Origin of the sequence: Pseudomonas sp. FIP_A4 (assembly GCF_036701605.1) — a bacterium.
In the GTDB taxonomy this organism is placed as follows: domain Bacteria; phylum Pseudomonadota; class Gammaproteobacteria; order Pseudomonadales; family Pseudomonadaceae; genus Stutzerimonas; species Stutzerimonas phenolilytica.
Map to the genome: position 1 here is coordinate 414,271 of NZ_JAYDXP010000126.1, position 17,078 is coordinate 431,348.

At 64.0% G+C, this 17,078-nt stretch carries 14 protein-coding genes and 1 tRNA gene; 5 read left to right on the forward strand and 10 right to left on the reverse strand.

The window, feature by feature from the left end; translation table 11 throughout:
• The first annotated feature begins 98 nt into the window (after positions 1-98).
• Positions 99-1,517 carry an FAD-dependent oxidoreductase gene (locus U8L64_RS15110; RefSeq protein ID WP_333398163.1) on the forward strand — a complete coding sequence of 473 codons (1,419 nt, stop codon included), beginning with the start codon at positions 99-101 and terminating at the stop codon, positions 1,515-1,517.
• Positions 1,518-1,638: 121 nt separating this feature from the next.
• Positions 1,639-2,703: a uroporphyrinogen decarboxylase gene (hemE, locus tag U8L64_RS15115; protein WP_054094454.1), complete on the forward strand. Its 1,065-nt coding sequence runs from the start codon at positions 1,639-1,641 to the stop codon at positions 2,701-2,703.
• A 45-nt stretch (positions 2,704-2,748) separates the two neighbouring features.
• On the opposite strand, the gene U8L64_RS15120 is transcribed toward hemE, so the two are convergent.
• On the reverse strand, positions 2,749-4,029 hold the full coding sequence (locus U8L64_RS15120; RefSeq protein ID WP_043298841.1) for an MFS transporter: 1,281 nt from the start codon (positions 4,027-4,029) through the stop codon (positions 2,749-2,751).
• Between the two features lie 144 nt (positions 4,030-4,173).
• Here U8L64_RS15120 and U8L64_RS15125 point away from each other — a divergent pair, with 144 nt between their 5' ends.
• Positions 4,174-5,073: a LysR family transcriptional regulator gene (locus U8L64_RS15125; protein WP_043298843.1), complete on the forward strand. Its 900-nt coding sequence runs from the start codon at positions 4,174-4,176 to the stop codon at positions 5,071-5,073.
• A 48-nt stretch (positions 5,074-5,121) separates the two neighbouring features.
• Here U8L64_RS15125 and U8L64_RS15130 read toward each other — a convergent pair whose 3' ends face one another.
• On the reverse strand, positions 5,122-5,547 hold the full coding sequence (locus U8L64_RS15130) for a hypothetical protein (RefSeq protein WP_077682686.1): 426 nt from the start codon (positions 5,545-5,547) through the stop codon (positions 5,122-5,124).
• A 269-nt stretch (positions 5,548-5,816) separates the two neighbouring features.
• Here U8L64_RS15130 and U8L64_RS15135 point away from each other — a divergent pair, with 269 nt between their 5' ends.
• Positions 5,817-6,305 (forward strand): DUF3015 domain-containing protein, encoded by a 489-nt coding sequence (locus U8L64_RS15135; protein ID WP_008568296.1) that lies wholly within the window; start codon positions 5,817-5,819, stop codon positions 6,303-6,305.
• 67 nt (positions 6,306-6,372) lie between these two features.
• Entirely contained in the window at positions 6,373-8,226 is a 1,854-nt protein-coding gene (locus tag U8L64_RS15140) for an Lnb N-terminal periplasmic domain-containing protein (RefSeq protein WP_333398164.1), read from the forward strand.
• 16 nt (positions 8,227-8,242) lie between these two features.
• Here the strand turns inward: U8L64_RS15140 and U8L64_RS15145 are convergent, their stop codons facing one another.
• The 8 genes from U8L64_RS15145 to rpsU all read right to left on the reverse strand — a co-directional run bounded on the left by U8L64_RS15145 (position 8,243) and on the right by rpsU (position 16,959).
• Positions 8,243-8,536, reverse strand: coding sequence for a hypothetical protein (locus U8L64_RS15145; RefSeq protein ID WP_156716168.1), 294 nt, complete (start codon positions 8,534-8,536; stop codon positions 8,243-8,245).
• A 78-nt stretch (positions 8,537-8,614) separates the two neighbouring features.
• Complete coding sequence (gene trxC / locus U8L64_RS15150; RefSeq protein WP_156716170.1) at positions 8,615-9,049, reverse strand: thioredoxin TrxC; 435 nt, start codon at positions 9,047-9,049, stop codon at positions 8,615-8,617.
• Between the two features lie 78 nt (positions 9,050-9,127).
• The gene (locus U8L64_RS15155) at positions 9,128-10,405 is read right to left on the reverse strand and encodes a bifunctional O-acetylhomoserine aminocarboxypropyltransferase/cysteine synthase (protein ID WP_333398165.1); all 1,278 of its coding nucleotides are present in this window, start codon (positions 10,403-10,405) and stop codon (positions 9,128-9,130) included.
• 102 nt (positions 10,406-10,507) lie between these two features.
• A complete protein-coding gene (locus U8L64_RS15160; protein ID WP_333398166.1) occupies positions 10,508-12,298 on the reverse strand; it encodes an SLC13 family permease in 1,791 nt (596 codons plus the stop codon).
• A gap of 250 nt (positions 12,299-12,548) precedes the next feature.
• Positions 12,549-12,625: transfer RNA gene (locus tag U8L64_RS15165), tRNA-Ile, on the reverse strand.
• A gap of 112 nt (positions 12,626-12,737) precedes the next feature.
• Positions 12,738-14,594, reverse strand: a complete 1,857-nt coding sequence (rpoD, locus tag U8L64_RS15170) for an RNA polymerase sigma factor RpoD (protein WP_043298875.1) — start codon at positions 14,592-14,594, stop codon at positions 12,738-12,740.
• Between the two features lie 67 nt (positions 14,595-14,661).
• Positions 14,662-16,605: a DNA primase gene (dnaG, locus tag U8L64_RS15175; RefSeq protein ID WP_333398167.1), complete on the reverse strand. Its 1,944-nt coding sequence runs from the start codon at positions 16,603-16,605 to the stop codon at positions 14,662-14,664.
• Between the two features lie 138 nt (positions 16,606-16,743).
• The gene (gene rpsU, locus U8L64_RS15180) at positions 16,744-16,959 is read right to left on the reverse strand and encodes a 30S ribosomal protein S21 (RefSeq protein ID WP_003290642.1); all 216 of its coding nucleotides are present in this window, start codon (positions 16,957-16,959) and stop codon (positions 16,744-16,746) included.
• Positions 16,960-17,078 lie beyond the last annotated feature (119 nt).

Genomic DNA, 17,078 nt, shown 5'->3' on the forward strand with positions numbered 1-17,078 from the left:
GCCGCGAGCCTCACGACCCGAGCGGCGTGAGGCACGGCTCCGTGATCGTCATGCGGTTTGCAGCCTGAGGCTGGCCGCTGCTGTTGAGAGGTTTTGAAATGACTGAACGTCTGAATAACGACTTCCAGTTCATCGAGGTCGGGCGCAAGGATCCGAAGAAGAAACTGCTGCGCCAGCGCAAGAAGGAGTTCGTCGAGATCTACGAACCCTTCAAGCCGCAACAGGCCTGCGAGCAGGCACACCGCTGCCTGGGCTGCGGCAATCCCTATTGCGAGTGGAAGTGCCCGGTTCACAACTACATTCCCAACTGGTTGAAGCTGGTGTCGGAGGGCAACATCCTCGCTGCCGCCGAGCTGGCGCACCAGACCAATACCCTGCCGGAAGTCTGCGGCCGCGTGTGCCCACAGGACCGCCTGTGCGAAGGCGCCTGCACCCTGAACGACGGGTTCGGCGCGGTCACCATCGGCTCGGTGGAGAAGTACATCGCCGATACCGCCTTCGCGATGGGCTGGCGGCCGGACCTGTCCAAGGTCAAGCCGACCGGCAAGCGCGTCGCCATCATCGGTGCCGGACCGGCCGGTTTGGGCTGCGCCGATGTGCTGGTACGCAACGGCGTGGCGCCGGTGGTGTTCGACCGTAATCCGGAAATCGGTGGCCTGCTGACGTTCGGCATCCCCGAATTCAAGCTGGAGAAGAGCGTGCTCAGTCGCCGCCGCGAGATCTTCAGCGGCATGGGCGTCGAGTTTCGCCTGAATACCGACGTGGGCAAGGACGTCAGCATCGAGCAGCTGCTCGACGAATACGATGCGGTGTTCATGGGCATGGGCACCTACACGTACATGAAGGGCGGTTTTCCCGGCGAGGATCTGCCCGGCGTGCACGACGCGCTGGATTTTCTCATCGCCAACGTCAACCGCAACCTCGGTTTCGAGAAGTCCGCCGACGACTTCATCGACATGAAGGGCAAGAAAGTGGTGGTGCTCGGCGGCGGCGACACCGCGATGGACTGCAACCGCACCTCCATCCGCCAGGGTGCCAAGAGCGTGACCTGTGCCTACCGCCGCGATGCGGCGAACATGCCGGGTTCGCGTCGTGAAGTGAAGAATGCCAAGGAGGAGGGCGTGAAGTTCCTCTTCAACCGCCAGCCCATCGCCATCGTCGGCGAGGACCGGGTCGAAGGTGTCAAGGTGGTCGAGACCCGTCTCGGCGCGCCGGATGCCCGCGGTCGTCGCAGCCCGGAGCCGATTCCCGGTTCGGAGCAGGTGCTGCCGGCCGATGCGGTGGTCATCGCCTTCGGTTTTCGCCCGAGTCCGGCGCCGTGGTTCGAGGCGCAGGGTGTTCAGCTCGACAACCAGGGCCGCGTGGTGGCGCCGGCGCAGGGCGAATTCAAGCACCAGACCGCCAACCCGAAGATCTTCGCCGGTGGCGACATGGTGCGCGGTTCCGACCTGGTGGTGACGGCGATCTACGAAGGCCGGCAAGCTGCCGAAGGGATCATGGATTACCTCGGCGTCTGAGCCTGTGCCGGGCGCGCCGCGCCTGACATGAATCAAGCCCACGGAAAAGGCACGGCACTCGCCGTGCCTTTTGTTTTCCGCTTTGCGACAATGCACGGCACTTTTTTGCTGGGACCCCGCCATGACCACCTTGAAGAACGATCGCTTCCTTCGTGCCCTGCTCAAGCAGCCTGTCGACGTCACCCCGGTGTGGATGATGCGCCAGGCCGGCCGTTACCTGCCGGAATATCGCGCCAGTCGCGCCAAGGCCGGCGACTTCATGAGCTTGTGCATGAATCCGGAGCTGGCCTGCGAGGTGACCCTGCAGCCACTGGATCGCTATCCGCTGGATGCGGCCATCCTGTTCTCCGACATCCTCACCGTGCCGGATGCGATGGGCCTTGGGCTGTACTTCGAGACCGGCGAAGGGCCGCGCTTCAAGAAGGTAGTCAGCAGCGCCGCCGACATCGACGCGCTGCCGATCCCCGATCCGGAAAAGGATCTGGGTTACGTGATGGACGCCGTGCGCACCATCCGCCGCGAACTCAACGGCCGCGTGCCGCTGATCGGCTTCTCCGGCAGCCCCTGGACCCTGGCGACCTACATGGTCGAGGGTGGCTCTTCGAAGGATTTCCGCAAATCGAAGGCGATGCTCTACAGCGATCCGGCAGCGATGCACGCACTGCTCGACAAGCTGGCGCAATCGGTCACGGCCTACCTCAACGGCCAAATCCTTGCCGGGGCGCAGGCCGTGCAGATCTTCGACTCCTGGGGCGGCAGCCTGTCGGCGGCGGCGTACCAGGAATTCTCTCTGGCCTACATGCAGAAGATCGTCGACGGACTGATCCGCGAGCACGACGGCCGCCGCGTGCCGGTGATCCTGTTCACCAAGGGCGGCGGACTGTGGCTGGAGTCGATGGCGGGTGCTGGTGCCGAGGCGCTCGGCCTGGACTGGACCTGCGATATCGGCAGCGCGCGTGCGCGGGTTGGTGACAAGGTAGCGCTGCAGGGCAACATGGACCCCAGCGTGCTGTATGCCAAGCCGGAGGCGATTCGTGCCGAGGTTGGCCGCATCCTCGCCAGCTTCGGCCACGGCAACGGCCACGTCTTCAACCTCGGTCACGGCATCACCCCGGAAGTCGATCCGGCGCATGCCGGCGCGTTCATCGAGGCCGTGCACGAGCTGTCGGCGCAGTACCACCGCTAAGCGCGTCGCGCTGGACGAAACGCCCCGCTCATGCGGGGCGTTTTGCTATCCGCGTGCGCGGTTCTCCGGCGTGGCCGGCAGGTGTGCCAAATGCAGCGCCACCAGCAGCGAGACCAGCAGCAGGGCGGCGATGAACAGGCCTACGCCGGTCCAGCCGCCGGCATGCCAGAACAGCCCGCCCAGCGTTCCGGCGATGCTCGAGCCCAGGTAATAGCCGAACAGGTACAGCGACGACGCCTGGCCCCGCGCCTGAGTGGCGCGACGGCCGATCCAGCTGCTGGCCACCGAATGCGCGCCGAAGAAGCCGAAGGTGAACAGCAGCATGCCCGGCAGGATCGTTGCCAGCACATCGAACAGCGTCAGCCCCAGCCCGCCCAGCATCAGCACGATCATCGCCCAGAGCACCTTGCGCCGGCCGATCCGGTCGGCCAGCGCACCGGCCTGCGCCGAGCTGTAGATGCCCGACAGGTAGACCACCGCCAGCAGGCCGACCAGCGTTTGACTGAGTTCGAACGGCGCGGCGATCAACCGGTAGCCGATGTAGTTGAACAGCGTGACGAAACTGCCCATCAGCAGGAACGCCTGCAGGAACAGCCACGGCAGGCCAGCGTCGCGAAAGTGCATGGTGTAGCCCTGCACCAGCCCGCGCGGGCGCAACGGGCGCGCGCGGAAGTGCCGCGAGTCGGGCAGAAAGCGCCAGAACAGCAGCGCGGCCAGCAGCGCCAGCCCGCCCATCACCGCCAGCACGCTCTGCCACGGCAGGTAATCGACCAGCACGCCGCTGATCAGCCGGCCGCTCATGCCGCCGATCGCATTGCCGCCGATATACAGGCCCATCGCCAGGCCGAGGTGCCGTGGATCGATCTCCTCGCTCAGATAGGTCATCGCCACCGCCGCCAGCCCGCTCAGAGCCAGCCCGACGAGGGCACGCATCAACAGCACGCCGTGCCAGCCGGGCATCACGGCACTGAGCAGGGTGAACAGGGCGGCGGCCAGCAACGCGGTGACCATCACCGGTTTGCGGCCGATGGCATCGGAGATGGGCCCGGTGATCAGTAGGCCGATCGCCAGGGTGATGGTCGAGGATGACAGCACCAGGCTGCTTTGCGCCGCGTTGATGGCGAACGCCTGCGACAGCATGGGCATCAACGGTTGCACGCAGTAGAGCAGGGCGAAGGTCGCGAAGCCGCCAGCGAACAGCGCCAGCACGGTGCGGGTGAAGCGTGGCGTGCCCTTTTCGGTGAAGGCGTCGTGGGCCACGGCATCGGTGGAGGGCTGCGCGTGGGATTGAGCCGACTCGCCGGTCGCGCTCTGGAAACTGTTCATCGCCGATTCTCGCTGTCGTTCACCCGCTCGACATTCGGGCGTCGGGGTAGCAGGCTGATGAAGAGAACGATAGGGAGCTTTATTTAATGTTTCCAATATATTATTCGACCCAATCAATATGACTGGCGAATCAATGGGGTTGTCATGGAGCTACGCCACCTGCGGTATTTCGTCGCTGTGGCCGAGGAGCTGCACTTCGGCCGTGCAGCCGAGTTACTACGCATTTCCCAGCCGCCGCTGAGCCAGCAGATCCAGGCGCTGGAAGCCGAGCTGGGGGTGCGTCTGTTCGATCGCACCAACCGCCGGGTTTCGCTGACCGACGCCGGCCGGCTGTTCCTCGAGGAAACCCGCCGCACGCTGGCGCAGGTCGACAAGGCGGTGGATGTGGCGCGCCGCGCCAATCAGGGTGAGATCGGCGAGCTGCAGATCGGTTTCACCTCCTCGGCGCCGTTCACCTCGATTCTGCCGCGGGCGATTCTGGCCTTCCGCGAAGCCTTTCCGGCCGTGCACCTGGCGCTGCAGGAGATGACCAGCAAGCAGGTGGTGGACGCGGTGCAGGACGAGACGCTGCAGGTCGGTATGATCCGCCCGTTCGCGCTGCCGGCCGGCCTGCAGACCACGGAGCTGTTCAGCGAACCCCTGGTGGCGCTGATGCACGCCGGGCACCCGTTGGCGAGCGATAGAGAGGAGGGGATCTGGCTGGCCGAGTTGGCCGCCGAGCCTTTCGTGTTCTTTCCGCGCAGCTACGGCACCGGACTCTACGACCAGTTGCTCAACCTGGCGCGCCAAGCCGGCTTCAACCCGCGCATCGCCCAGGAGGCGAACGAGGCGCTGACCATCATCGGTCTGGTCGCTGCGGGGCTGGGGGTTTCGGTGCTGCCGGCGTCGTTCCAGCGTATCCGCATTGACGGTGTGGCATTTCGGACCGTGCTCGACAAGGAGGCGACCACCGCCGTCTGGCTGGTCAAGCGCCGTCAGGAGCAGTCACCGCTGACGCGCGCCTTCATCGACCTGGTCACGCGTGAGGCGCTTGCCGCCCGCTAGCGTGCGGTGAGAGTCCGTGCCGGCTGAGGGCCGGCACGGAGCGCACGGTCAGTTGTAGCGGTACTTCGCTTCGATCTTGCGCTTCTGCAGGGTGAACTGGGTCATGTCGATCTGGTTCTGTGCCAGCTGGTCTTCCAGCTTGTCCAGCTCGCCATTTTCCAACTTGCTGACGTGATGCTTGGTGGCGTGGTAGTTGATGGTTTCCGCGGCGCTGTGGCCACTGACCGGATCCCACAGAATGGAAAGCGGCCAGAACAGCAGGTTGACCACGCCAAGGCCGTACTCACGACCGTAGAACGAACCACCGCCGGGAAGCAGACCCAGCGCGGTACCCAGCGCAGGGCTCTTTTCCTCGACCGCCAGGCCGGCGGCTTCGAAGTGGCGCAGCTCGGATTCCTGATACGAATTCAGGCCGCTCGCGCAGCCGGTGGTAGCCAGGATCGCACCTGCAAGAAGGATAGGGGTGAGTTTCACGACAGCTCCTTGTTGTCTGTTTTTCATGCGCGCTCCGTGACGCGCGGCGCGGAAGCTATCATGGGGTGATGGCAATTTGACATGATTTTGCGCAGGTATCTGCTCTTTTGGTATGCCCCGACGAGGGGTGGATGCGTGGCTGCAACCGCTTTAGCTTGAACCATTCAGCAGCGAATGGCTTTCTGGCTTGACACCGCTCGCCGCTCTGCCAAAGCTACACCGCAGCCGGCGAGGGCGCCGGCCTTTCCCTCACGCACAAGAGAACGATCATGAAACGGATTCTGCTAGCGTCCCTGCTCCTCTCCGCATCGGCCAGTGCCTTCGCCACCGCACCGGGTGGCCCAGGTTGCGGCTGGGGCAACATGCTGTTCGAAGGCCAGCGCGGCCTGCCCTCCCACCTGGTGGCTTCGACCACCAACGGCACTTCCGGTAACGCCACCTTCGGCATGACCTCCGGCACCAACGGTTGCTCGACCGATGGCGCGCTGCAGTACAACGGCAAGTCCATGATCGTGCTGGGCAGCATAATGACCGAGCTGTCCGAAGACATGGCGATGGGCGAAGGTGAGGCTCTGACCACCTACGCCGTCGTGCTCGGCATCAAGCCCGAGGATCGCGCGCATTTCGCCAGCGTCACTCAGGCACACTTCGACGAGATCTTCAGCTCCGCTGACGTAACCGCCGAGCAGGTGCATGCCGCCACTCTGGCGGTGCTCAAGCAGGACGCTCGCCTGGCTCAGTACGCCGAGCAGGCCTGAGTTTCACGTTCCTTCTCTCGTGCCCGCTCCGGCGGGCACTTTCGTATCTGCTTGCCATTGGCCGAATATGCTTCGACCCCTGCTACTGCTGGCGCTGTGTAGCGCGAGCACCCTCGCGCTGTCTGCCACACCTGACGATTCCACGCTGCGATCGCTGGCCGACGAGCCCTACTGGCACTCGCTCGGACATTACGAGAGCGGCAAGCTGGGCGGTTGGCGCAGCTATGTCGATGATGACGATTTCTTCCTGGCCGATGGCGGTGAACATGATCCTGCTGCCGAGCTGGCGGCGACCCTTGCCGCGCTCTACGCGCCGGCGAGCGCCGGCGACCGTCACCCCCAGTGTGTTTTCCCGGCGCGCACGCGCTGGTTGCGCGAGCGGCTGAGCCTCACCGACCTGCCGACCGTCGAGTGCAAGGAGTTCCGCACCTGGTACGCCGACGTCGCGCCGCACAGTACCGTGCTGGTCTTTCCTGCGGCCTATCTCAACAGCCCGTCGTCGATGTTCGGCCACACCCTGCTGCGCATCGACCAGGCCGATATCGATACCCAGGGCAGTCCGCTGCTGAGTTCGGCACTCAACTTCGGCGCCTACATCGAGGGGATGGACAACAGCGTCCTCTACGCATGGAAGGGCCTGATGGGCGGTTATCCCGGGCTGTTCTCGCTCTTGCCCTACCGCGAGAAGATCGGCGAATACAGCCGCCTGGAGAATCGCGATCTGTGGGAGTACCGGCTGAATCTGACGCCGGACGAGACGGGCCGGATGCTCGAGCATGTCTGGGAGCTCAAGCAGATTCGCTTCGACTACTTCTTCTTCGACGAGAACTGTTCCTACCGTCTGCTTGAACTGCTGGAGGTTGCCCGGCCCGGCCTGAGATTGACTGCACAGTTCCCGCTGACCGCCATTCCGGCCGATACCGTGCGCGCGGTGATCGACGCCGGGCTGGTCGCCGACATCGACTATCGGCCGTCGCGCGAGCGTGAACTGCTGACCCGTACCGCACCGCTCGAGAGCGAGGAGCTGCGCTGGGTACGCCAGTTGGCCGACGATCCTCAGCAGCTCGAACGGGACGATTTCCAGGCGCTGCCGAGCGAGCGGCGGGCACTGATTCAGGACGGCGCCTATCGCCTGGTGCGCTACCGGGTGACTGGTGAGGAGCGCGATCCGGCGAATGCCGCGCACAGTTACCGTCTGCTGCAGGCGATCAATCGCAACCCGCCGCCGCGCCTGGACGTCGAGCGCCCGGTGCTGCCGGAAAACGGCCATGAATCGCGCACCCTGCAGTTCGGCGTCGGCAGCCGCGATGAGCGGGCCTTCGCCGAATACGGGCTGCGCATGGCCTATCACGACCTGATCGACATCCTGGAAGGCTTCCCGCTCGGCGCACAGATCGAGATCGCGCAGCTGCGTCTGCGTCAGTACGAGGGCAACCACTGGAAGCTGCAGCGGCTGGACCTGGCTGGAATCCGTTCGCTGACGCCACTCACGCCGCTGCTGCGGCCGTGGTCGTGGCAGATCGCGGCGGGGCTGGAGCGGATTGCCGAGGGCGACGGCGACGATCGGCTCGTCGGTCATCTGAATGGCGGCGGCGGCTTCACCTGGCAGCTGCGCGAGGATCTGCTCGGTTTCGCCCTGGCCACCGCGCGCCTGGAGCACCATCCGGAATTCGGCGCGGTGATCAGTCCGGCAGCGGGCTTCGACAGTGGGCTGCTCTGGCGCAACGGCGCCGGCAACTTGCTGCTGGAGGCGCGCGGCGACTACTTCCACAACGGCGAGGTGCGGCGGCGGATCAGCCTCGCTCAGCAGTTCGAGCTGCGTGACACCGCCGGCCTGCGGGTCGGCCTTGAGCGCAGCTTCAGTCACCGTGGCGAACCGGAAACGGAGTTTCAGGTTCAGCTGCGCTGGTATTTCTACTGAAGCGGCGGCAGGTGTATCAGGGCTGTTGATGGTGGCCCGGCGTGGTGCCCGGCGCGTGCTCGTGCACCAGCCGGGTCACGCGGATATCGGTGATGCCGAGAATCTCTGCCTGCCTGAGCAGCTCCTCGCCAGCGGCATCCGCTTCAGGCATCACCAGACCGTTTTCCGCATCGGCATGATGCAGGCGGATCAGGTGCGCAGCGGCCGTGGCGTTCGACAGGCTTTCGTCCTGCGACTCGATGACCTGTGCGCGCGGATCGTTCTGGTAGATGTAGTTCACTTCAAACGTGCGGGTGGTATTGCCGAACATGAGGGCGTCTCCGGACAGATGGATCTGTGCGGTGGACCGAATCGCCGTCCTGATCGTTCAGGCGCTCCAGACCTGCGGTCAGATGCCGTGCTGGCGCAGCCAGGTCAGCAGCTGCGGCAATGGCAGTGCGCCGCTCTGCCGAGCCACCTCACGACCGTCGCGAAACAGCAGCAGGCTGGGAATCGAGCGGATACCCAGCTGCGTAGAAAGCTGCGGGTTGGCTTCGCTATCGAGCTTGGTCAGGCGGCAGCGGCCCTGCAGCTGGCGGGCGGCTTCGGCGAAGGTCGGGGCGAAGCTGCGACACGGGCCGCACCAGCTGGCCCAGACATCGACCAGTAAGGGCAAGTCGCCCTTGAGCTGGCTGGCGAACTGACTTTGCTGCAGGTCGAAGGGCTTGTGCGGTAGGACTTCGGCCTTGCAGCGGCCGCAATGCGGCGCGTCGTGCAGGCGGTTGGCGGGAATCCGGTTGAGACCGGCGCAGTGTGCGCAGGGAATGATCAGTGACTCGGTCATGGCGAGGCTCCACAGGCGGTATGCCGAATAATGTGGAGCCGCGCGGCGCGATATCAAGGATCGCGCCGCGGGCGGCGGTCAGGCCTGGGCGGCTTCGAGCGCCTGGCTGAGGTCGGCGAGAATGTCGTCGATATGCTCGATGCCGATCGACAGCCGGATCAGGTCCTGGGAGACGCCGGCGCGCGCCAGTTCCTCGGCGTTGAGCTGGCGGTGGGTGGTGCTTGCCGGGTGGCAGGCCAGCGACTTGGCGTCGCCGATGTTGACCAGGCGCAGGACCAGTTTCAGCGCGTCGATGAAGCGGGCGCCGGCTTCCATGCCGCCGACGATGCCGAAGCAGAGAATCGATGCCGGGCGACCGCCCATATAGCGGCGCGCCAGGCCGTGCTCGGGATGGTCCGCCAGCCCGGCGTACTTCACCCAGGCCACCTGTGGGTGGGCCTGCAGGAACTCGGCGACCTTCTGCGCATTCTCGCAGTGGCGCTCCATGCGCAGCGCCAGGGTTTCCAGACCCTGCAGGATCAGGAACGAATTGAACGGCGAGATCGCCGCGCCCATATTGCGCAGCGGCACCACACGGCAGCGGCCGATGAACGCCGCCGGGCCGAAGGCCTCGGTGTAGGTCACACCGTGGTAGGAGACATCCGGTGTGTTGAGCAGAGGAAATCGCGTCTTGTGCTGCGCCCACGGGAACTTGCCGGAGTCGACGACGATACCGCCGATGCTGGTGCCGTGGCCGCCCATGTACTTGGTCAGCGCGTGCACGACGATATCGGCACCGTGCTCGAAGGGGCGGCAGAGCACCGGCGTGGCGACGGTGTTGTCGACGATCAGCGGTACGCCGTGGCGATGCGCGGCGTCGGCCAGGGCCTGGATATCGATGATGTTGCCGGCCGGGTTGCCGATGGACTCGCAGAACACCGCTTTGGTGCGCTCATCGATCAGTGCTTCCAGCGCGGCGATGTCGTCGTGGGGGGCGAAGCGTACTTCGATGCCCTGGCGTGGCAGAGTATGGGCGAACAGGTTGTAGGTGCCGCCATAGAGCTTGGCCACCGAGACGATGTTGTCGCCGACTTCGGTGATGGTCTGGATGGCGTAGGTGATCGCCGCCATCCCCGACGCTACCGCCAGCGCGGCAACCCCGCCTTCCAGCGCCGCGACGCGCTGTTCGAGCACATCGGTGGTGGGGTTCATGATGCGCGTATAGATGTTGCCCGGCACCTTGAGGTCGAACAGGTCGGCGCCATGCTGGGTATTGTCGAAGGCGTAGGACGTGGTCTGGTAGATCGGTACGGCGACCGCCTTGGTGGTCGGGTCCGGGCTGTAACCGGCGTGGATGGCCAAGGTTTCCAGTTTCATGTCGCGCTCCTGTTGTTGTTCGACGAAAAACCGGAGCTTGAAACGGAATGCGCGCCGGATCAATGACTCAGCGCAAGCGGCACGGGATTAAGGGCTCGGTGCTCAGGCCGTGTGCAACGGCCACACCAGCGGGATGACCACGATCGCAACCCCTACCATCAACAGATTCAACGGGATACCGATGCGCAGGAAGTCGCTGAAGCGGTAGCCGCCGGCGTTGTAGACGAAGGTGTTGGTCTGGTAGCCGATGGGGGTGGCGAAGCTGACGCTGGCAGCGAACATCACGGCCACCACGAACGGCCGCGGATCGAGACCGAGACTCTGGGCGATGCCGATGGCCACCGGCGTGACCAGCACCGCCACGGCATTGTTGGACAGAATCTCGGTGAGGATGGTGGTCAGCAGGTAGACGAAACCGAGCATCAGCAGCGGGCTGGCGTCGGGCAGTGCGGTCATGGTCTTGGCCACCACCAGATCGACCAGACCGACCTTGTCCATCGCGATGCTGATCGCCAGCATGCCGAAGATCAGGCTCAGCACCTTCCAGTCGACCGCCTTGTAAGCCTCTTCGACATCCAGGCAGCGAGTGGCCAGCACCACCGCGCCGGCGATGATCGCCAGGCCTTCGATGGGCATGAAGCGGAAGGCGGACAGAATCACCACCGCCAGCGTGGCGAGAATGGCGATCGGCGCCTTGTCGCGGCGGTAGGCGCGCTCCTGCACGGCGTTGAGACTGATCAGCTCGCCATTGTCGGCGAAGCGCTTGATCTGCGCCGGAGTGCCTTCGACCAGCATGACGTCGCCGAACTGCAGTTCGAAGTCGTCGAGGTTGCCGCTGACGTTGGCATCTTGGCGATGCACGGCCAGCACGTTGATACCGTAGCGTGCGCTGAGGTCGAGATCGCGCATCGGCCGGTGGCTGTAGCGCGAACCACGACCGACGATGGCCTCGGCCAGCACCAGGTCCTGGCTACTGACGGTCTCGAAGGCATCGCCGCGGTTGAAGCTGAGGTGGCCGCTTTCGCGCAGATCGACCACGTTGCGCACCTGACCGTGCAGCACCAGCAGGTCGCCGGCCTGCAGGACGAAATCGTGCTCGGGACGGCTGATCTGCTGTTCGCCACGGCTCACTTGCAGCACCTGCAGGCCGCTGCCGCCATTGAGATTGGCCTCGCTCAGCGTCCTGCCGATCATCGGCGAGCTATACGGCACCCGCAGCTCGCTCATGAAAGTGCGATCCAGGTCCGGGCGCAACTGCTTGGACAGCGTTTCCCGATCCGGCAGCAGACGCCGGCTGAACAGCATCAGATAGACGAAACCAACTGCGCAGAAGGCCAGCGCCGCGGGGGTGATTTCGAACATGCCGAAGGGCTCCAGGCCGGCCTTGCGCGCGACGCCGTCGACGAGGATGTTGGTCGAGGTGCCGATCATGGTCAGCATGCCGCCGAGCACAGTGGCGTAGGACAGAGGGATCAGCAGCTTCGATGGCGAACTGCTGGCGCGCTTGGCCAGCGCAATCGCCACCGGCGTGAGGATGGCCACGACCGGCGTGTTGTTGAGAAAGGCGGACACCACCAGCGCGGTGATCATCAGCCCGGCCAGCACGCGCGTGGGACTGTCGCCGACCAGATCACCCAGCCAGTTGCCCAGCGCATCGATACAGCCGGTACGCTCCAGCGCGGCGGAAAGAATAAACATGCAGGCGATGGTCACCGGGGCGGAGTTGGACAGCACACTCAGTACCTCGCCTGGGCTGAGCAGCTGCGTCGCCAACAGCACGGCCACCGCGATCGCCACCACGATATCCGGGCTCCAGGTCTCGCGAACGAACGCGACCAGCACCCAAACCAGCAGAGCGCAGACGAACAGCAGCGGCAGCGATTCCAAAAGCATGGAGATCCTTAAAGCGTGGCGATGAGCAAAAACGACAGGCCGCCCCGGCGACCCCGCGCGCACGATAGTGGCCACGGTTTAGAGAGTCCAGAAACCAATACTGCTGTTTATATTCGTTTTGGTTATTTAGCTGCTTTGGGCGAGATCGCGACGTCGCGGCCGCGTTCATCTACCGCGGCATGTATAGGTGCTGGCGATGAGGATGGGCTACGGCAGAAATGAAAAAGCCGCGCAATGCGCGGCTTAGAGATGGTGGGCCCACACGGACTCGAACCGTGGACCAAAGGATTATGAGTCCTCTGCTCTAACCAACTGAGCTATAGGCCCCAGAAGGAGCGGCGGATTATACCGATGCCGTTGTCAATGTGCCACGCGCAACGGGAGCTGTCGGTGAGGCTGGTGCAGAAAATAAAACCCCCGGCGGGCCGGGGGTTCAGGTTCACTCGTCGAGGAAGGAGCGCAGATGCTCGCTTCTCGTCGGGTGGCGCAGCTTGCGCAGTGCCTTGGCCTCGATCTGGCGGATACGCTCGCGGGTGACGTCGAACTGCTTGCCGACTTCCTCGAGGGTGTGGTCGGTGTTCATGTCGATACCGAAGCGCATACGCAGCACCTTGGCTTCGCGAGCGGTGAGGCCGGAGAGAACTTCGCGGGTGGCTTCCTTGAGGCTCTCCACGGTCGCCACGTCGATCGGCGATTGCATGGCGGAATCCTCGATGAAGTCGCCCAGATGCGAGTCTTCGTCGTCGCCGATCGGTGTTTCCATGGAGATCGGTTCCTTGGCGATCTTCAGGACCTTACGGATCTTGTCCTCGGGCATCTCCATGCGTTCGCCCAGCTCTTCGGGCGTGGGCTCGCGGCCCATTTCCTGCAGCATCTGACGGGAAATGCGGTTGAGCTTGTTGATTGTCTCGATCATATGCACCGGGATGCGGATGGTGCGCGCCTGGTCGGCGATCGAGCGGGTGATCGCCTGGCGAATCCACCAGGTGGCGTAGGTCGAGAACTTGTAGCCGCGACGGTATTCGAACTTGTCCACCGCCTTCATCAGGCCGATGTTGCCTTCCTGAATCAGGTCGAGGAACTGCAGGCCGCGGTTGGTGTACTTCTTGGCGATGGAGATGACCAAGCGCAGATTGGCCTCGACCATTTCCTTCTTCGCACGGCGGGCCTTGGCCTCGCCGATGGACATGCGACGGTTGATATCCTTGATGTCGGCAATCGCCAGCTCGCACTCCTGTTCCAGCTCGATCAGCTTCTGCTGGCAGCGCTGAATGTCTTCCTTGCGGGCACCGATCGCTTCGGCGTACTTGCTCTTGCCCGCGGCCAGTTCTTCGGCCCAGGCAAGATTGGTTTCATTGCTCGGGAATTGGCGCAGGAAGTCCGCGCGCGGCATGCGCGCATCACGCACGCACAGCTGCATGACTGCACGTTCTTGAGCACGAATCTGGTTCAGTGCATCGCGAACGCGTTCGACCAGGGCGTCGTACTGTTTCGGTACGAGCTTGATCGGCATGAACAGGATGGCCAGCGCCTCGAGCTCGTCGATGGCCTGCTGACTGGCGCGTCCGTGCTTTTTCAGCGCTTTCTTGGCTTTTTCCAGCTGCTCGGCCACAGCACCGAAGCGTACGCGGGCGACTTCCGGGTCGGGGCCACCGTCGCCTTCTTCCTCTTCGCTGTCAGACTCTTCTTCCTCGTCATCGTCCTTATCGTCGGCAACCGGCTTGGCTGCGACCTGTGGAGCGACGGGTTCGACTTCCTGAGGTGCACCGGCAGCGCCGTCGTCGTCAGGATCGATGTAGCCGCTGAGAATGTCCGAAAGGCGGCCGCCTTCGTTCGTCACGCGCTCGTAGTCGGCGAGGATGCCGTCAACAGTGCCGGGGAAATGAGCGATGGCGCTCATCACCTCGCGAATGCCTTCCTCGATACGCTTGGCGATTTCGATTTCGCCTTCGCGGGTCAGCAATTCGACGGTACCCATCTCGCGCATGTACATGCGCACGGGATCGGTGGTGCGGCCGATATCGGTTTCCACTGCGGCAAGCGCAGCGGCAGCTTCTTCGGCGGCGGCTTCGTCGGTGTCGGCTTCGGCCAACAACAGGGCATCGGCATCCGGGGCAACCTCGAATACGTTGATGCCCATGTCGTTGATCATACGAATGATGTCTTCCACCTGTTCCGGATCGGAAATATCCTCCGGTAGGTGGTCGTTGACCTCTGCGTAAGTCAGGTAACCCTGCTCACGGCCACGCTGGATCAACTCTTTGAGGCGGGACTGCTGTTGCGCTTTTCCGGACATATAACCCTATCCACTGAAGGTTCTGGCGGGCTGAAAACAAGCTGAGCATTATAGCCGAGCTAAGACCTCACGCGCCAGTTGAGGTCGTTGTTGCGGGTGTGCTGTCGCGACTCAGGAGGTGACGCAGCTGGTCTTTTTCCTCGGTGCTGAGCGCGCCCTGGCGGGCCTTGCGCAACAGCAGTTCGAGGCTGCGTTCGCGCTGTCTGGCGGCAAGGGTGTTAATGGTGTCGAAAAATTGTTGTTCAAGGTTATCGGCCGATATCAGCCATTCTTTCTCGGCCAGTGCACGTAAAAGTCGCCCCTGATCGGTGCCGTGCCAGCGCGCGATCAGTTGCAGGCTGCGCAGCCGGGGATTTTTCTGCAGTGTGCCGAGCAGAGCTACCAGCAGCTGGGCGTATGTGTCGTCTTCGGCTGCGAAATGGCTGGCATCCTCGACCTTCTGTGCCAGTTCCGGGTGATGCAGCAGCGTGCGCAGGGTGGTCAGTGCTGGTGGCTCGACCGTGGTTGGCGTGCGCGGTCCGCGTGGCTTGAAGTCTGGTCGCTGTCCCGGTTTTTTCCAGTCCTTTTTCCATTCCTTCGTCGGCTTCTTCGGCGCGAGGGAGGGCTGGCCGGAGTCCGGGGCAAAGTAGTTCTCGTGCTCGCCGGTGCTGGTGTCGTAATAGAGACTGTCGTCGTAGGGCGTGGCGGTGGGATTCGCATCCGTCACCGGCGCCGCCATGGTTTGCAGCGCTTCGCCGGTCAGTCCAGTCAGCTCCGCCAAGCGCTGGCGCATGAGGGTGCGCAGATTGGTGCCGGGTATTTTTTCGATAAGCGGCGCCGCCAGTGTGGCGAGGTGGGCCTTACCCTCGAGCGATCGTGGGTCGGCTTCTTCGCTCAGCTGTTGGAAGAAGTAGTCCGCCAGCGGCTGGGCCTGTTGGTTGATTCGGGCACGAAAGGCATCGGTGCCTTCGGCGCGTACGAGGCTGTCCGGGTCCTCGCCTTCGGGCAGGAACAGGAAGCGTGCGCGACGGCCATCCTGCAGGCTCGGCAGGGTCGCCTCCAGGGCGCGCCACGCCGCCTTGCGTCCGGCAGAGTCGCCATCGAAGCAGAATAATACGCTGGGCACGAGGCGGAACAGGCGCTTGAGATGCTCCTCGCTGGTGGCGGTGCCAAGAGTCGCCACGGCGTTGCGCAGCCCCTGCTGGGCAAGCGCGATCACGTCCATGTAACCCTCGACCACCATGATTTCGTCGAGGTTGCGATTGCTCTGCCGTGCCTCGAACAGGCCGTAGAGCTCCTGTCCCTTGTGGAAGACCGGGGTTTCCGGCGAGTTCAGATACTTGGGCTTGTCGTCGCCCAGGACTCGACCGCCGAAGGCGATCACCCGGCCGCGGCTGTCGCGGATGGGAAACATCACGCGGTCGCGAAAGCGGTCGTAGCGCTTGCCGTTATCGGCATTCTCGATCAGCAGGCCCGCGTCGATCATGGCTTTTTGCTGCAGCGCATCGCCGCCCAGGTGCTTGAGCAGATTGTCCCAGCCCGGCGGGGCGAAACCCAAACCGAAGTCGCGGGCGATCACGCCAGACAGGCCGCGGCCCTTGAGGTACTCCACCGCCGCTTTGCGTGCAGGGTGGCTTTTCAGGGCCTGGCGATAGTAGTCGGATGCGGCGGCGAGAAGCGGGTAGAGCGGCGAATCGACCGGCTGACGTGGCTTGTGGCTGCGCCCGCTGTCCTCGTGCGGGACTTCCAGGCCGGCGCGGCGGGCCAGGTCTTCGACCGCCTGGGGGAAGTCCAGGTGATCGTGGTCCATGATGAAGCCCAGCGCGTTGCCGCCGGCGCCGCAGCCGAAGCAGTAGTAGAACTGCTTGTCCGGGCTGACGCTGAAGGACGGCGTCTTCTCGTTATGGAACGGGCAGCGCGCGGTGTAGTTCTTGCCGGCTTTCTTCAATTGAATGCGCGAGCCGATCACTTCGACGATGTCGGAGCGATTGAGCAGGTCATCGATGAAGGATTGCGGAATCAGGCCGGCCATAACAGTCTCGGGGTGCGCTCGTAATGTTCGACCCGGAAATGGCAAAAACTCCGACCATTCGCCGGCTGGCGAAGCGGAGTCTTGTTCAATGCAAAGCCCGGCCTAGGCCGGGCTTTATGCTGCGTCAGCTGTACGGGATCAGTACAGGCGAACGCTGCGGCGCTGCTCGCGCTGCACTTTCTTGGCGTGACGCTTGACTGCGGCGGCAGCCTTGCGCTTGCGCTCTGCAGTCGGCTTCTCGTAGAACTCGCGCGAACGGACTTCGGCCAGCACGCCGGCTTTTTCGCAGGAGCGCTTGAAGCGACGCAGGGCTACGTCGAAGGGTTCATTCTCTTTAACTTTGACAGCGGGCATCCAGGACGTACCTTCACTTGATTACCGGTGGCAACGCGCTTCGGCAAATGACTCGCAAGCACGCTGGTTTTAAGGGTTGCGGATGTTAACCCCGGAACGCCGAGAATGCAAAGCCTGCG

Bases quoted from the DNA above. Each gene is read 5' to 3' on its own strand.
- U8L64_RS15110 (WP_333398163.1), top strand. From the start codon at position 99: ATGACTGAACGTCTGAATAACGACTTCCAGTTCATCGAGGTCGGGCGC.
- hemE (WP_054094454.1), top strand. From the start codon at position 1,639: ATGACCACCTTGAAGAACGATCGCTTCCTTCGTGCCCTGCTCAAGCAG.
- U8L64_RS15120 (WP_043298841.1), bottom strand. From the start codon at position 4,029: ATGAACAGTTTCCAGAGCGCGACCGGCGAGTCGGCTCAATCCCACGCG.
- U8L64_RS15125 (WP_043298843.1), top strand. From the start codon at position 4,174: ATGGAGCTACGCCACCTGCGGTATTTCGTCGCTGTGGCCGAGGAGCTG.
- U8L64_RS15135 (WP_008568296.1), top strand. From the start codon at position 5,817: ATGAAACGGATTCTGCTAGCGTCCCTGCTCCTCTCCGCATCGGCCAGT.
- U8L64_RS15140 (WP_333398164.1), top strand. From the start codon at position 6,373: ATGCTTCGACCCCTGCTACTGCTGGCGCTGTGTAGCGCGAGCACCCTC.
- U8L64_RS15145 (WP_156716168.1), bottom strand. From the start codon at position 8,536: ATGTTCGGCAATACCACCCGCACGTTTGAAGTGAACTACATCTACCAG.
- trxC (WP_156716170.1), bottom strand. From the start codon at position 9,049: ATGACCGAGTCACTGATCATTCCCTGCGCACACTGCGCCGGTCTCAAC.
- U8L64_RS15155 (WP_333398165.1), bottom strand. From the start codon at position 10,405: ATGAAACTGGAAACCTTGGCCATCCACGCCGGTTACAGCCCGGACCCG.
- U8L64_RS15160 (WP_333398166.1), bottom strand. From the start codon at position 12,298: ATGCTTTTGGAATCGCTGCCGCTGCTGTTCGTCTGCGCTCTGCTGGTT.
- rpoD (WP_043298875.1), bottom strand. From the start codon at position 14,594: ATGTCCGGAAAAGCGCAACAGCAGTCCCGCCTCAAAGAGTTGATCCAG.
- dnaG (WP_333398167.1), bottom strand. From the start codon at position 16,605: ATGGCCGGCCTGATTCCGCAATCCTTCATCGATGACCTGCTCAATCGC.
- rpsU (WP_003290642.1), bottom strand. From the start codon at position 16,959: ATGCCCGCTGTCAAAGTTAAAGAGAATGAACCCTTCGACGTAGCCCTG.